The 13,845-nt window shown below is 73.5% G+C and carries 13 protein-coding genes; 7 read left to right on the top strand and 6 right to left on the bottom strand.

Features of this window, described 5'->3' with window-relative positions; translation table 11 throughout:
- Nucleotides 1-15 precede the first annotated feature (15 nt).
- Nucleotides 16-1,134 carry a magnesium/cobalt transporter CorA gene (gene corA, locus C1I99_RS20690; RefSeq protein ID WP_111135872.1) on the top strand — a complete coding sequence of 373 codons (1,119 nt, stop codon included), beginning with the start codon at nucleotides 16-18 and terminating at the stop codon, nucleotides 1,132-1,134.
- A gap of 113 nt (nucleotides 1,135-1,247) precedes the next feature.
- On the opposite strand, the gene C1I99_RS20685 is transcribed toward corA, so the two are convergent.
- Nucleotides 1,248-2,030 (bottom strand): hypothetical protein, encoded by a 783-nt coding sequence (locus C1I99_RS20685; protein WP_111135871.1) that lies wholly within the window; start codon nucleotides 2,028-2,030, stop codon nucleotides 1,248-1,250.
- 84 nt (nucleotides 2,031-2,114) lie between these two features.
- Here C1I99_RS20685 and C1I99_RS20680 point away from each other — a divergent pair, with 84 nt between their 5' ends.
- Together C1I99_RS20680 and C1I99_RS20675 are read left to right on the top strand one after the other, a co-directional pair.
- A complete protein-coding gene (locus tag C1I99_RS20680) occupies nucleotides 2,115-2,645 on the top strand; it encodes a peptidylprolyl isomerase (RefSeq protein ID WP_111135870.1) in 531 nt (176 codons plus the stop codon).
- Nucleotides 2,646-2,778: 133 nt separating this feature from the next.
- Nucleotides 2,779-3,696: a rhomboid family intramembrane serine protease gene (locus C1I99_RS20675; RefSeq protein ID WP_111135869.1), complete on the top strand. Its 918-nt coding sequence runs from the start codon at nucleotides 2,779-2,781 to the stop codon at nucleotides 3,694-3,696.
- On the opposite strand, the gene C1I99_RS20670 is transcribed toward C1I99_RS20675, so the two are convergent.
- Nucleotides 3,697-4,128, bottom strand: a complete 432-nt coding sequence (locus C1I99_RS20670; RefSeq protein ID WP_111135868.1) for a PH domain-containing protein — start codon at nucleotides 4,126-4,128, stop codon at nucleotides 3,697-3,699.
- 88 nt (nucleotides 4,129-4,216) lie between these two features.
- Here C1I99_RS20670 and C1I99_RS20665 point away from each other — a divergent pair, with 88 nt between their 5' ends.
- The 3 genes from C1I99_RS20665 to C1I99_RS20655 all read left to right on the top strand — a co-directional run bounded on the left by C1I99_RS20665 (nucleotide 4,217) and on the right by C1I99_RS20655 (nucleotide 7,200).
- Complete coding sequence (locus C1I99_RS20665) at nucleotides 4,217-5,389, top strand: acetyl-CoA C-acyltransferase (protein WP_111135867.1); 1,173 nt, start codon at nucleotides 4,217-4,219, stop codon at nucleotides 5,387-5,389.
- Nucleotides 5,390-5,659: 270 nt separating this feature from the next.
- Nucleotides 5,660-6,580: a DUF1906 domain-containing protein gene (locus tag C1I99_RS20660; protein ID WP_233512614.1), complete on the top strand. Its 921-nt coding sequence runs from the start codon at nucleotides 5,660-5,662 to the stop codon at nucleotides 6,578-6,580.
- Nucleotides 6,581-6,687: 107 nt separating this feature from the next.
- Nucleotides 6,688-7,200, top strand: a complete 513-nt coding sequence (locus C1I99_RS20655; protein WP_111135866.1) for a hypothetical protein — start codon at nucleotides 6,688-6,690, stop codon at nucleotides 7,198-7,200.
- A 141-nt stretch (nucleotides 7,201-7,341) separates the two neighbouring features.
- Here C1I99_RS20655 and C1I99_RS20650 read toward each other — a convergent pair whose 3' ends face one another.
- Both C1I99_RS20650 and C1I99_RS20645 read right to left on the bottom strand, forming a co-directional pair.
- On the bottom strand, nucleotides 7,342-8,940 hold the full coding sequence (locus C1I99_RS20650; protein WP_111135865.1) for a ricin-type beta-trefoil lectin domain protein: 1,599 nt from the start codon (nucleotides 8,938-8,940) through the stop codon (nucleotides 7,342-7,344).
- A gap of 192 nt (nucleotides 8,941-9,132) precedes the next feature.
- A complete protein-coding gene (locus C1I99_RS20645; RefSeq protein ID WP_111135864.1) occupies nucleotides 9,133-11,340 on the bottom strand; it encodes a glycosyltransferase family protein in 2,208 nt (735 codons plus the stop codon).
- A 123-nt stretch (nucleotides 11,341-11,463) separates the two neighbouring features.
- On the opposite strand from C1I99_RS20645, the gene C1I99_RS20640 reads away from it, so the two are divergent.
- Complete coding sequence (locus C1I99_RS20640; RefSeq protein WP_111135863.1) at nucleotides 11,464-12,171, top strand: glycosyltransferase family 2 protein; 708 nt, start codon at nucleotides 11,464-11,466, stop codon at nucleotides 12,169-12,171.
- Between the two features lie 87 nt (nucleotides 12,172-12,258).
- Here C1I99_RS20640 and C1I99_RS20635 read toward each other — a convergent pair whose 3' ends face one another.
- Both C1I99_RS20635 and C1I99_RS20630 read right to left on the bottom strand, forming a co-directional pair.
- Nucleotides 12,259-13,161: a transketolase family protein gene (locus tag C1I99_RS20635; RefSeq protein WP_111135874.1), complete on the bottom strand. Its 903-nt coding sequence runs from the start codon at nucleotides 13,159-13,161 to the stop codon at nucleotides 12,259-12,261.
- 2 nt (nucleotides 13,162-13,163) lie between these two features.
- Nucleotides 13,164-13,835 (bottom strand): thiamine pyrophosphate-binding protein, encoded by a 672-nt coding sequence (locus C1I99_RS20630; protein ID WP_111135873.1) that lies wholly within the window; start codon nucleotides 13,833-13,835, stop codon nucleotides 13,164-13,166.
- Nucleotides 13,836-13,845 lie beyond the last annotated feature (10 nt).

Here is a 13,845-nt window from a genome sequence, read left to right as displayed (position 1 = left end):
GAGCGGGGGCGGGCGGTGGCGCCGAACGGCGGTCGGGTGCTCCGGCCCCGGGACTGGGCGGCGCCGGTGCGGGCGATGACCCGCCGGCTCACTCCCGACGGATCCCAGCGCACCCCGGCACCGGCCGATCCCCGGCGCAGCGCGGTGGTGGACTGCGCCCTCTACGTCGACGGCCGCCGGCAGCCCGGCGACTGGCACTACGCCGAGGCGCTGGCCGCGGCCCGGCGGGAGGAGCACGGCTTCGTCTGGCTCGGCCTGCACGAGCCGGAGCTGGACGAGATGACCGCCATCGCCGCCACCTACGGCCTGCACGAGCTGGCCGTCGAGGACGCGGTGAAGGCCCAGCAGCGCCCCAAGCTGGAGCAGTTCGGCGAGGTCAGCTTCCTGGTGCTGCGCACCGCCCGGTACTGCGAGCACGCCGAGCTGACCGAGAACTCCGAGGTCGTCGAAACCGGCCAGGTGATGCTCTTCATCGGCCCGCACTTCATGGTCAGCGTCCGGCACGGAGACGCCTGCCGGCTCTCCCCGGTGCGCGCCGACCTGGAGGGCAAGCAGGAGCTGCTGCTGCACGGCCCCTGGGCGGTGGCGTACGCGGTGACCGACCGGGTGGTCGACCTCTACCTGGAGGTCGCCGACCAGATCGAGGACGACCTCGACACGCTGGAGGCCGAGGTCTTCGACCGGCACGCCACCGGCCGGATCCAGCGGATCTACCAGATGAAGCGGGAACTGGTGGAGTTCAAGCGGGCGGTGACGCCGTTGCAGCGCCCGCTGATGACCCTCACCGCGCAGATGAACCGCGAGGTGCCGAAGGAGATCCGCCGCTACTTCCGGGACGTGCAGGACCACCTCAGTCGGACCGTCGAGCAGGTGAACTCCTACGACGACCTGCTCAACTCGATCCTCCAGGCGCGGTTGGCGCAGGTCACCGTCGACCAGAACAACGACATGCGCAAGATCGCCGCGTGGGCCGCCATCGCCGCGGTCTGGACCGCCATCGCGGGCATCTACGGCATGAACTTCGAGGTCATGCCCGAGCTGAAGATGACGTACGGCTATCCGGTCGTGCTCGCCCTGATGCTGGCCATCTCGATCGCCCTCTACCGCTGGTTCCGCCGCAACGGCTGGCTCTGACCGGAGGATCCCCGCGATCCCGCACTGTGTGGCCCCGCGTCCGGCGTTCGCGGCTGCCGTCGGGGCAGGACGTGCGAGATCTCGGGGACCGGCGGGCGCGGCGCGTGCTCCGGTCAGCGGCGCCCGTTGGTCTTGGCGGTGTCCTTGCCGAGCGCCTTGGTCAGGTCGTCCGCCGGGCGGCCGGAGACGTCCGTCGCGCCCTCGGCGACCGAGGGGACCTTGTCCGTGGCGTGCACCGCCGGCTGCTTGCCGGCGCTGGCGCTGTCGCCCCCGGCCACGGCCGAGCTGCCGGCGGTCGGGCCACCGACCGCACCGGAGCCGCTGGACATGGTCGACGTCTCGGTCATCGTGGTGCCGCGCGGCGAGGCCGTCCGCACCTCGATGGTGTCGACCTCGTCGCCGATCGGCTCCAGCGTGCGGGTCGGGTCGTACTCGGCCCACTCCCGCTGCTCCCGACGGCGACGCATGGCCATCGCACCGGCCAGGCCGGCCACCACGCCGGCCGCGAGCAGACCGGTCATCATGGACCCGCGCCGGCGGGACTGCTTCTTCTTTCCACTGATCCGCATGTTCTTCGACTTGGCCTTCCTGGTCATCGAACCCGGCTGCACGGCGCCGTCGCGGGCGGCCGCGGCCAGCGGTGCGAGCGTGGTGAGCGTGGACCCCCAGCCGGTCGCGGCCCGGTCACGCAGCTTCGCCGCCGTCGGCGCGACGTAGCTCCGGGCCGCGTGGACCCGCGGGCCGACCGTCGCGCCGGCGCCCTTCGCGGCATGGTTGGCGGCCTGCATCAGGTGACCGACGCCCTGGTTCAGCTCCGCTCTGGCCAGCTGCCCCTGAGACTTACGCCGCCCGATTCCAAACACGGTCCCACCTCCTGGGAGTTGTTCCTCCGACATCCTCCACCTTCAGATGCCTCCGCATGACCAGATCGGGCACATGGGAGGATCCGCATGGAACTGACCAACGAGTGAGGAGTACCCGTGGCTGAGGCTCTCTACGCCACCTTGCACACCAACGCCGGCCCGATCCGGTTGGAGCTCTTCCCCAACCACGCCCCGAAGACCGTCAGGAACTTCGTCGACCTGGCCGAGGGCAACCGCGAGTACATCGACCCGCGCACCGGCCAGCCGGGCAGCGGGCCGTACTACGACGGCACCATCTCGCACCGGGTGATCAGCGGCTTCATGATCCAGATGGGCGACCCGACCGGCACCGGTCGCGGTGGGCCCGGCTACAAGTTCGCCGACGAGTTCCACCCGGAACTGCGCTTCGACCGGCCGTACCTGCTGGCGATGGCGAACGCCGGGCCGGGCACCAACGGCTCGCAGTTCTTCATCACCGTCGCGCCCACGCCGCACCTGAACAACCGGCACACCATCTTCGGGCAGGTGGCGGACGAGCAGTCGGCGAAGGTCGTCGACTCGATCGCCAGCACCCCGACCGGCCCGAGCGACCGGCCGCTGCAGGACGTCGTCATCGAGCGGGTCGAGATCGAGCGCAACGCTGGTTGACGGGCGCGCGAGGTACCTTTGCCCTCATGACTGAGCGCTCCGGAGGGCGGAACCGCCGCGGGGTCTGCGGCGGCACGGTGCGGGCGGGGAGTGGATCCGCGGGGTCGGCGATCCCGGACGGGCGGCGGTCGCGGTGAGCGAGTCGCCGCCGACCACGCCGGTCTGCTACCGGCACCCAGGTCGGGAGACGTACGTCAGGTGCACCCGCTGCGACCGGTCGATCTGCCCGGACTGCATGCGCGAGGCGTCGGTCGGCTTCCAGTGCCCGGAGTGCGTCAACGAGGGCCGTCGCAGCGTACGGCCGGCGCGTACCGCCTTCGGTGGCGGTGCCGCCGGCCGGCACGGCTACGTGACCAAGACCCTGATCGCGCTCAACGTGCTGGTCATGCTGCTGTCCATCGCCGCCGACCGGGGCGGGGACGCCGCCGCCGGCGGAACGGGCTTCGGTGGGCTGCTCGGCGGCACCACCCCGCTCACCCAGTGGGGCGGGGTGCTCGGCCACGCCTCGTACGTGCCGTTCGGCCCGGCGCACGGCGTCGCGGCCGGCGAGTGGTACCGGCTGGTCACCGCGATGTTCCTGCACTACGGCGTGGTGCACCTGCTGCTCAACATGTGGGCGCTCTGGGTGCTCGGTCGCGAACTCGAGGCGGTGCTCGGCCGGGCGCGCTTCCTCGCGCTCTACCTGATCTCGGGCCTCGGCGGCAACGTCGCGGTCTACCTGCTCAACGCGCCGAACCAGCCGCCGACCGTCGGCGCGTCGACGGCCATCTTCGGCCTCTTCGCCGCGATCTTCGTGATCATGCGGCGGCTCGGCCGGGACACCTCGGCGATCCTGCCGATCCTCATCATCAACCTGGTCTTCACCTTCACCGTGCCCGGGATCTCGATCGCCGGGCACCTCGGTGGCCTGGTCACCGGCGCGGTGATGGCGCTGGTGCTCGCGTACGCCCCGCGGATGCGGCGGTCGCTGTTCCAGTTCGCCGGCGGGGCGGTCGTCGTGGTGGCGCTGGTCGGCCTGGCACTGGTCCGCACCGCGGTCCTGCTCGGCTGATCAGCGGGCGGGTCGGGCCGCGTTGACCGCCTCGGCGACCTCGGCCGGGTCGGCGCCCAGGTCGTACCGGCCGAACAGGTGCAGCGACTCTCCGGTGTCGATCTCCAGTACCTCGCTCACCAGCCCCAGCCGGGGGCGGCGGTCCACACCGACCGCCTCGATCGCCGACCACGGCAGCCGGCGCCGGCCGGCCCAGCCCTGGACCACCGTGACGCCCTCCGCGTCCACCGCCAACCGGACCGGCGCTACCAGGTCGCGTACCGCCCAGCCGGCCAGACCGGCGGCGGCCAGGCCGGCCAGCACCACCGGGACCGGGGCGCCGTCGGCGAAGAGCAGCCCGAGCCCGAGCAGCGCGACCGCGCCGGCGAGCTTGAGCACCGGCAGAGCGGCCGGTACCCGCCACTGCCGGGACGAGGACGGGTGTGCACGCATCCGTTCAGCATGCCAGCGGCACCGGGGGAGGACGACCGGCCCGACAACGACGTAGGATCGGGGCAGCTCAAGTTACCGGGGAGTAGTCATGAGTGACGCAGTCATCGTCGGCGCGGTACGCACCCCGGTCGGGCGGCGCAAGGGCAGCCTGTCCGCCGTGCACCCGGTCGACCTCTCGGCGTACGTGCTGCGCGCCCTCGCCGAGCGCACCGGCATCGACCCGGGTCAGGTCGACGACGTGGTGTGGGGTTGCGTGTCGCAGGTCGGCGAGCAGTCGTGGAACATCGCCCGCAACGGCGTGCTCGCCGCCGGCTGGCCCGAGTCGGTGCCCGGCACCACGCTCGACCGGCAGTGCGGGTCCAGCCAGCAGGCGCTGCACTTCGCCGCCGCCACCGTGCTCTCCGGCCAGGTCGACCTGGTGGTCGCGGGTGGGGTCGAGTCGATGACCCGGGTGCCGATGGGGTCCAGCGTGGCCGGTGCCAGCCCGTTCAGCGACGCGGTCCGGGACCGCTACCGGGGCGTCGAGGGCTTCGCCGGCGACTCGCCGCTCCCGTTCAACCAGGGCGTCGGTGCCGAGCTGATCGCCGAGCGCTGGCGGTTCTCCCGCGCCCAGCTCGACGAGTTCGCGCTGGCCAGCCACGAGAAGGCGGCCGCCGCGCAGGACGCCGGCGCCTTCGACCCGGAGCTGGCCCCGGTCGCCCTGGCCGACGGCGGCAAGTTCGCCGCCGACGAGGGCATCCGGCGGGACACCTCGCTGGAGAAGCTCGGCGAGTTGGCCACCCCGTTCCGGCCCGACGGCGTGGTCACCGCCGGGTCCGCCTCGCAGATCTCCGACGGCGCGGCGGCCCTCGCCGTCACCACCTCCGAGTGGGCCAGCCGGCACGGCCTGCGCCCGCTGGCCCGGATCCACACCGCCGTGGTCGCCGCCGACGACCCGGTCACCATGCTCACCGCGCCCATCCCGGCCACCGCGAAGGCGCTGCGCCGCGCGGGGCTGGGCATCGAGGAGATCGGGGTGTACGAGGTGAACGAGGCGTTCGCCCCGGTGCCGCTGGCCTGGCTGGCGGAGACCGAGGCCGACCCGGAGCGGCTCAACCCGCGCGGCGGGGCCATCGCTCTCGGCCATCCGCTCGGCGCGTCCGGTGCCCGGATCATGACGACGATGCTCGGCCACATGCGGGACAACGGCATCCGCTACGGCCTGCAGACCATGTGCGAGGGCGGCGGCATGGCCAACGCCACCATCGTCGAGCTCCTCTGAGCCGTGCGCCGGCCCGGGCGGGGACCGGCGCCGAAGTTCCCTCGCCCCGGCCCGGGCCGATTACGCCGCGGTGCCCCGGCTGGCTGGCGGAATTCCTGGAGCCGGATCCGCTCCGACCCGCCCACCCGGCGACACCGGCCCGGCCCGCCGCCAGCACGGCGACGGGACGTACGGGATGGACAGTCGGCGGCCGGGCGGGCAGGATTCCTCCCGGCCGGCGGCGAGCTGCGACCGCCGGGCCAACCGCCTTCGCCGAGATCGGGGAGATCCGTGACGACCAGCCCCAGCGCCCTGCGGCGCGCCGCGCGGCGGGTGCTCGCCGCCCTGGCGGCCGTGACCCTCGCCGCCGCAGCGGCGGTGACCGGCGCCGACCGGCCGGCGCGCGCCGCCGGCTACTACGGGCCGCAGCCGGGCACCTTCACCGGCCTGGGCTTCGACACCTGCGCCGCCCCGTCCAACGCGGCGATGAAGGCGTGGCTCCAGTCGCCGTACCGGGCGGTCGGCATCTATATCGGCGGGGTCAACCGGGGCTGCGCGCAGCCCAACCTGACCCGGAGTTGGGTCAGCACCCAGCAGGCGGCGGGCTGGCGGCTCTTCCCGCTCTACGTCGGCCTGCAGGCGCCCTGTTCGACGTACCAGCGGCGGATCGACCCGGCGCGGGCCGCCGCCCAGGGGCGGGAGGCGGCCGACGACGCGGCCGGAAACGCCCGGAACCTCGGCCTGGCCGTCCGGAGCGCGATCATCCTGGACATGGAGCACTACCCGGCGGGCAACGCGGCCTGCACGGCCGCGGTCGACGAGTTCGTGAGCGCGTGGACCACCCGGCTGCACGAGCACGGATTCCTGTCCGGCCTCTACACCAAGGTGACCTCGGCGGGCCTCGCCGACCAGGTGGCGGCCTACCACCGGGCCGGTCACGCCCGCCCGGACGTGCTCGACTTCGCCCGCTGGGACGGCGTGCGGACGACGTCCGACCCGGCCCTGCCCGCCGACCTCTGGCCCGGGCGCCGGATGAAGCAGTACCAGGGCGACCACCACGAGACCTGGGGCGGCGTCCGGATCAACATCGACAGCAACTACCTCGACCTGACCCAGCCGCCGTACGCGGTCCGGATGACCACGGTGCCGCCGCGGTGGCGCGCCGACCTGTCGCGGGTGCTCCGCCGGCTCGGGGCGTTCCCGACCCGCTGATCGGCCGCCGGCGGCGCGACGGACTGGTGGTGCGACGCGGGGGAGTGCACGTTCTGCAATTTGCGCGTGACCCACGTCACCCGGGCCGGGCCGTCGTTGGGCAGGTCATGGACGTGTTCTCCCGAACGTTCCTCCCGGCCGCCGCCGAGGCTGGTCTCGCGGTGCAGACCGCCAGCAGACACATGCCGGTGTTCCGCCGCTGCGTCGGTTCCGGCGACGCCACCATCCTGATCACCCGGTGCAGCCGCCCGGACCGCTCACTGGGGGGCGAGTACCTGCTGTTGCTGACCCACAAGCGGCTGGTCGTCACCCAGCAGACCCGGGTGCTGCACCGGCTGCGCCTGCACCTCAACACCGAGCTGCGTGAACTCAGCAACGTCACGTGGAGCCCGGACCCCCGGCTGCACTCGGTGGAGCTGGCCGCCACCGCCATCGACGGGATCCGTGAACGGTTCGTCATCCGTACCCGGCACCCGAAGCAGGTGTGGCAGCTCGACGCGCTGCTCAACCACGCCTTCCGCACCCGGTTGCGGACGCACCGGGAGCGGATCGTCGCCACCATCGGCGAGGCGCCGGCGGACGCACGTCCCGCGCCGCTCCGCCCCGTGGTGCTCCGCTGACCGACCCGTTACGAGCGGCCGTCCCCACGGGGAACGGCCGTTCCGGCCGCACGGGACTGCGCGGTGCGGGGTGGCCCGCCGTCCCCGGCTCCGGGCGGCCAGGCTTGATCCTTCGGCCGGGGACGGCGGGCCCACCCATGCTCAGTACACCCGGGAGCCGATGAAGTCGTCGTGGCCGTAGCCGACCGGGTTGGCGAAGTTGCGGGACTCGAACGACCACTGCTGGCGGGTGCTGGTCGAGCAGGTGGCCAGCCGCAGCCGCGGCGTGCCCAGCCACGGGTTGTCGAACGCCAGGCAGAGGTTGGTGTTGCCGGCCGGCTTGATCTGCTTACCGGCCAGCACGAACTTCTGGTTGGCGCCGCCGTGGCAGTCGTAGATGTTCACCGCGGTGCCGGCGCTGAGCGAGCCGCCGGCCACGTCCAGGCAGCGGTCGTGGGAGAGCTCGGAGTGCAGCGACCGGCGCGTCGGGTCGTACCAGAAGCCCTGGTTGCGCCCGCCGTGGCAGCCGTACGACTGCTGCGGGGTGCTGTTGCGCGAGTCGTACCCCTTGCCGTCCACACAGGTGCCGGTGGCATCGTTGCGCAGCTGCTTGAATTCGAACAGGCCCGGGTAGAGCACCCCGCTGCCGGTGCTGGCCGGGTCGACGCAGGTGGCCCGATCCTGGCCGGAGGCGTGGAACTGGGTGATGCACTGGGCGAACATGCCGTGTCCCCGGTAGTTCGGGTGGAACGACTGCCGCGCCGCGTTCTCGTCCCAGATGCCCAGTTCGATGTAGAGACCGCGCACGGCGGTGTTGTCCGTGCACACCTCGTGGCCGTGGAACAGTCGGCTGGCGTCGAGGTAGCGGGTGCCGGTGTTGGCCGCCGCCGTCCGCAGCGCCGACTCGAACATCGGCACCGCCTTGTTCCGGGCGAACGCCGCGTCGGCCAGGTAGATCAGGCAGCCGCCGGCGTACCAGCCGGGGAAGTTCGGGTTGTCCTCCACGTCCGGGCTGCCCGGGCTCGGGTACGACATGAGCACCAGCTCGTAGTCCGAGCGCAGGTAGCCGGCCCTGGTCATGGTCTGCCGGATGTCGTTGAGCGCGTCCTCGACCGCGCGCCGGCTGCCGTCGGTGCGGATGGTCCACTGGTCGGTGTAGGTGGGGTAGCACGGGCCCTGGAAGAAGACCCGGCGGATGGCGCAGTCGGTGGCGACCGGCCCGAACTGGATGGTGCCCTCGCCGTTCGCGCCGACCACCACCCAGATCAGCTTGACGTGCGTGTTGCGGGCCTTGATGGCCAGGTAGTCACCCTGGTTGAGCTCGTTGTGCTGGGTGGGACCGCCGGCCATCAGGTTCCACGGGGTGGCGCCGGAGCAGGCGATGTTGTACTTCTCGTCGGCGGCGATGCCGGTGCGGAACACCGCCTGGTCGTACGAGCGGTCGCACCAGTTGCCGGGTTGGTGGGTGCCGGGGACGTAGTTGCCGACCCCCTCACCGGAGATCTCGCTGTCGCCCATGGTGATCAGCGCGGTGCGGCGCTGGTCGAGCGGGCGGATGGCGGGTGTGCCGTAGAGGGCGGTGGCCTCGGTGGCGCGGATCGCCTCGAGGTTGCTGGGGAGTGGCTGGACGGTCGGGCGGTCGGTGGCGGCGGCGGGGGAGGCCGGCCCGGCGAGCATCGGCAGGACGAGAGCGGTGGCGACCACGGCGGTGAGGGCCCGCCGTCGGGTCGTCCGTTCGCGCCTGGCAGGGTAACCAAGCATCGACGCACTCCTTTCGGCTCGATCGCTGAACGTCGATCGAGTTACCGGACGGTAACGCGCGTCATGCAGGTATGTGAATACGTCTCAGAATTGTTACGCGTGGTGTGCCGAACCGGGTGATCCCGGCAAACCGGCCGCAGCCGGGTGTGGTGGACCGGTGGGCGGCACCGAGCGGGCGGCGAAGGACCGGCGTCAGCGGCCGGGCGGCAGGGCGTAGCCGACGTACCCGCGGAACTCCAGCCGCCAGCCCGGGGGCACCAGCCGGGTGCACGCCGGCCGGCTGCCCGTGCAGACGATCGCGTCCACCGAGGCCGGGTCGGCCGGTGGGCGGTCCGGCAGCACCGACTGGAGCGCCACCAGCTCGGGCGGGTGCCCGCCCGCGTCGCGCAGCAGCAGCCACCAGGGGTACTCCCAGTTGTCGTTCTGCTGCACCAGGCCGATCCGGCGGGCGTCGGCGGCGCGGACCGCCCCGGCCGCCCAGCGGAACTCCTCCGCCCACTGGGGACGGCGCAGGAAGCGGGTGTCCCACTCGCCGGTGGTGAAGACCGAGCCGGCGCCCACCAGCCGGCGCGGGAAGCCGTACGAGACCGCGAGCACCCCGGCGAGCGCGCAGGTGGCCAGCACGGTCACCGCCAGCCCGGCCGCCACCGACCGGCCGCCGGTCGAGCGCACCGCCCGGCCGGCGGCCGCGTTTCCGGCGCCCACCGGGCCACCCCGGTTCCGGGCGGCGGCCCGGCGGAACAGCGCGTCCAGCCAGAGCCCGGCCAGCGGCACGGCCAGGGTCAACGCGTAGAGCAGCAACCGGTTGCCCCACGGCTGCCACTTGATCATCGCGGTATGCAGCAACACCGCGCTCAGCACCACCACGGCGTACGCCCGCAGCGGCCCCGCCTGCGCCGGGCTGACCCGGCCCGGCCGGACCAGCGCGAGCCCGGCACCGAGCAGCGCCAGCGCCCCGGCCAGCGGGAAGGCGACCCGGTCCTCGTCCGGGTACCAGGACGGCACGGGGAACGTCTCCTGCCCGAAGGTGGTCGCCCGGTCCTGCGGGTCCACCCCGATCAGCCCGGCGCCGGCGATGATCGCCTCGGCCCCGGCCCGGCGCAGCGGCGCCAGCGGGGTGTCGAACGCGGTATGCCCGATCCGCAGCGCGTTGACCAGGATCGACGGCGGGTCGTGCCGCTCCATCGGAATGGACTCGCGCAGCCGCGGCGGGCCGAGCGGGTGCCCGAACTCGGCGGTCACCCGGGCCAGGAACGGCCCGACCACGGCCGCCGCGACCACCAGGATCAGCACCGACCCGCCCACCGTGCGGGCCACGCCGGCCGGGACCGCGCGCCGGCCGACGTACGCCAGCCGGAGCTGGGCGAGCCCCCAGAGCACCAGCAGCGGACCGACCGCGATCAGGCCGCTGGTCTTGGTGACCGCGGTCAGCCCGGCCGCCGCCCCGAGCCCGAGCATCGTCCCCACCCCGGCACGCCGGCGCAGCCCGTCCAGCGCCAGCGTGGCCGCGCACCCCGCCCAGGCGGCGCAGACCAGGTCGGTCTGGGTGCTGGTCGCCTGCAACGCCACCATCGGCGTGGTGGCCAGCACGAACGCGGTGAGCAGCTGGGCCCGGCGGCCGCCGCCGAGCTGGGCGGTGATCCGGGCGGCCACCAGCAGCACGCCCACCCCGGCGGCCCACTGCACCAGGTTGTGCAGCGCGTCGGAGCCGGTGACCAGGCGCAGGTGCAGCAGCAGGTACTCGGCGCCGGGCGGGATGGTCACCTGCCGGTGGATGGCGGTCGGCCAGAAGTCCAGGTCGCCCTGCGCCACCCAGTGCTCCACCTTGGGCAGGTGGTAGGTCTGCGAGTCGAAGTTGTTCGGCTCGGCGAGCAGCGCGATCAGCAGCTCGACCAGCACCAGCCCGCCGACCGAGCCGGCGAGCAGCCGCTCGCCACGGCTCGCCGTACGCCAGAGGTCCGCCAGCCGGGCCCAGCCGGCCGGTCGGCGACCGGGCCGTACCGGCGTGGAGCCCGGGGACGGCGACTCCTCACCGGGTGGCGGGGCTGCTACGGCGTCGCCGGACGGGCCGGTGGCCGCGCCGACCAGTTCCTGGCGTGGTGCGGCGGCGATTGCGGCCGGACGGCGGCCGGCGTCCCGGCGGCGGCGCCACCCGGCGGCCGCGCCCGCGACGGCGACCAGGAGCAGCCAGGCCGTGGCGAACGCCGGCAGGGTCAACAGCCGCAGCGCGCCGAGCAGCTCCACGGTGAGCACCGCGAAGGCTCCGGTGACCAGTGCCGCCCGGACGACGGCGAGGCGCAGCGGTGCCACCACCTCGTCGCGGTACGGCCGCAGCGCGAGGGTGAGCAGTCCGATCACGGCGACGGGGGCCAGGGCGAGCGGGTAGCCGGCTGCCGACATGGCGGGAAGTAAACACCATCCGGCTGACGCCGCGACGGTCGATGCCCACGGTGGCGGGCACCGCGCCGCTGACCAGCCAGGCTAGGCTAGGGCCGACATATTGTCGCCACCGTGGAGATTCCCGTGAAGCTCTCGATCCTCATGCCGGTCTACAACGAGGAAGAACGCATCGCGGATGCCCTCAAGCAGGCATTGGCGGTCGACTACCCGTGCGAGATCGAGCTGGTCGTGGTCGACGACGGCAGCCGGGACGGCACCGGGGAGATCCTCGGCCGGGCCGACGACGCGCGCGTGCGGGTCATCACCCACCAGCGCAACGCCGGCAAGGGCGCGGCCATCAAGACGGCGGTCGACAACGCCGAGGGTGAGTACCTGGTCATCCTCGACGCCGACCTGGAGTACGACCCGCAGGACATCCCCAAGCTGCTCGACCCGGTGCTCGACGGCCGCGCCACGGTGGTCTACGGCAATCGCACCTTCGGCAGCCACAGCGCCTACAGTTTCTGGTACGTGATGGGCAACAAGGGCGTCACGATGGCGGCCAATGTGCTGTTCAACTCCTACATCGGCGATCTGGAGACCTGCTTCAAGCTGATGCCGGTGGCCCTCTACCGCTCGCTCGACATCCGCTCCCGCGGTTTCGGGATGGAGGCCGAGGTGACCGGCAAACTGTTGCGCCGCCGGATCCGCCCGTACGAGGTGCCGATCAGCTACCGTGCCCGGGGCCGCGAGGAGGGCAAGAAAATCACCTGGAAGGACGGCGTCGAGGCGCTCTGGATCCTCGGCCGCGAGCGCACCCGCCGCCGTCCCGTCGGCGCCCCGGCCCGCTGACCGCCCGCCGGCCGACGACCGGCGACGACCGGAGCGCCGCGCCGGCCCGCCCGCCCGGCGAACCTATCCCGCGTCGGGTGCGACAGCTCAGCCGCCGGCTGGCACCAGCGCCGGCTCCAGGAACCGACTGACCGAACGGCGCAGCCCGGCGGCGTCCAGCCCGTGCCACCCGGTGTGGTCCTCCGGCGACCCGTAGCGCCGCAGCTCCGCCCGCCCCACGCCGAGCGCGAGCAACCGGTGCGGCCGGTCGGCCAGCGCGGCCGACACCACCCGGCTGGACGTCCCGGCCAGGTAGGGCTCGACCAGGATCACCTCGGTGCCGGCCAGCGCCCGCAGCCCGGCGCCGTCGAACGGCCGGGGCCGGTGGGTGTAGGCCACCGTGACCGCCAGGTCCGCCACCGCCGCCAGCGCCGCGTCCAGCACCGGCCCGACGGCGACCAGCAACGGCGCGCCCGGCCCGGCATCCCGCACCACCTGGAGCGCGCCGTCGCCGCCGCGCGGCCGGTCGTTGTGCAGGACGGAGAGCCGCAGGTACGCCGAGCCCTCGGCGGCCACCGCCGCGCGCAGCAGCGCCGGCACCTCGCCCGGGTGCCCGGGTACGTGCACGGTCCAGTCGTGCAGCGTGTCGATCAGCGCGACATCGGCCGGGGAGAGGTGGGTGCGGCCGGCGGCTGCCCGGTCGTACGAGGCGCCGACGCTGACCAGCACCGCGCCCACGCCCTGGTGGTCCAGGTCGAGCTTGAGCTGCTCGTACGCGCGCTCCACGAGGAACGGCGCGTAGCTGTGCACGATCGGGCGTAGCCCGGTCAGCGCGAGCCCGCCCGCCACCCCGACCATCAGCTGCTCCCGGATGCCGACGTTGAGCACCCGGTCGGGGTGCTCCCCGGCGGCCGGGGCGAACGCGGCGGCGGAGATGTCGGCCAGCACCAGCGCGGTACGCGGATCCTCGGCCAGCAGCGCGCTGGTGGTGTCGATGAAGGTTTCCCGCACGGTCACTCCCCGGAGTCGACGACCGCGACGACGACGTGCGGCCGGTGGTTGTCCTGCCCGGTCAGGGCGGTGTGCAGGGCGTCGTGGTCACGCCCGTCGATGGTGGCCGCGGTCCAGCCGTTCACGGTGAACCGGGCCGCCGCGCCTCCCGGCCAGCCGTGCGTGGCCGAGGAGTTGTCGACCACGATCGCGGTCAGGTTGGCCAGCCCGGTCGCCCCGGCGTACGCGATCGCCTCGTGGTTGGAGCCCTCGTCCAGCTCGGCATCGCCGAGCAGCACGTACACCCGGGGAGCGAGCAGGCCCTGGGCCCGCAGTCCGAGCGCGGTGCCGACGCCGAGCCCGAGCCCGTGGCCCAGCGAGCCGGAGCCGATCTCCACCCCGGGCACCAGCAGCCGGTCCGGGTGGTCGCCGAGCCGGCTCGCCGGGCCGCCCTGGTCGTCCAGCCAGTCGACCGGGATGAAGCCCCTGGCGGCGAGCACGGCGTAGTAGCCGGCGACCGCGTGCCCCTTGGAGAGCAGGAACCGGTCCCGGTCGGGGTCCTCGACCGTCTCGGGGGTGATCCGCAGGATCCGGTCGTAGAGCACCCAGAGCACGTCGATGGTGGAGAAGACGTTCCGGCCGAACACCCGGCCGGCGCGGACCCGGTCGAGCAGCGGGGCGACAGGACCGGGCAGGGGTGGCGGG

The sequence above is a fragment of the Micromonospora deserti genome (assembly GCF_003236335.1).
In the GTDB taxonomy this organism is placed as follows: domain Bacteria; phylum Actinomycetota; class Actinomycetes; order Mycobacteriales; family Micromonosporaceae; genus Micromonospora; species Micromonospora deserti.
Note: the sequence above shows the minus strand (reverse complement) of the source record. Positions and strands in the feature narration are given on the sequence as shown.

What these genes read in the sequence shown, in the direction of transcription:
- C1I99_RS20645 (WP_111135864.1), bottom strand. Translation starts at nt 11,340, where the DNA reads ATGTCGGCAGCCGGCTACCCGCTCGCCCTGGCCCCCGTCGCCGTGATC.
- C1I99_RS20650 (WP_111135865.1), bottom strand. Translation starts at nt 8,940, where the DNA reads ATGCTTGGTTACCCTGCCAGGCGCGAACGGACGACCCGACGGCGGGCC.
- C1I99_RS20670 (WP_111135868.1), bottom strand. Translation starts at nt 4,128, where the DNA reads ATGCGTGCACACCCGTCCTCGTCCCGGCAGTGGCGGGTACCGGCCGCT.
- C1I99_RS20655 (WP_111135866.1), top strand. Translation starts at nt 6,688, where the DNA reads ATGGACGTGTTCTCCCGAACGTTCCTCCCGGCCGCCGCCGAGGCTGGT.
- C1I99_RS20665 (WP_111135867.1), top strand. Translation starts at nt 4,217, where the DNA reads ATGAGTGACGCAGTCATCGTCGGCGCGGTACGCACCCCGGTCGGGCGG.
- C1I99_RS20685 (WP_111135871.1), bottom strand. Translation starts at nt 2,030, where the DNA reads ATGTCGGAGGAACAACTCCCAGGAGGTGGGACCGTGTTTGGAATCGGG.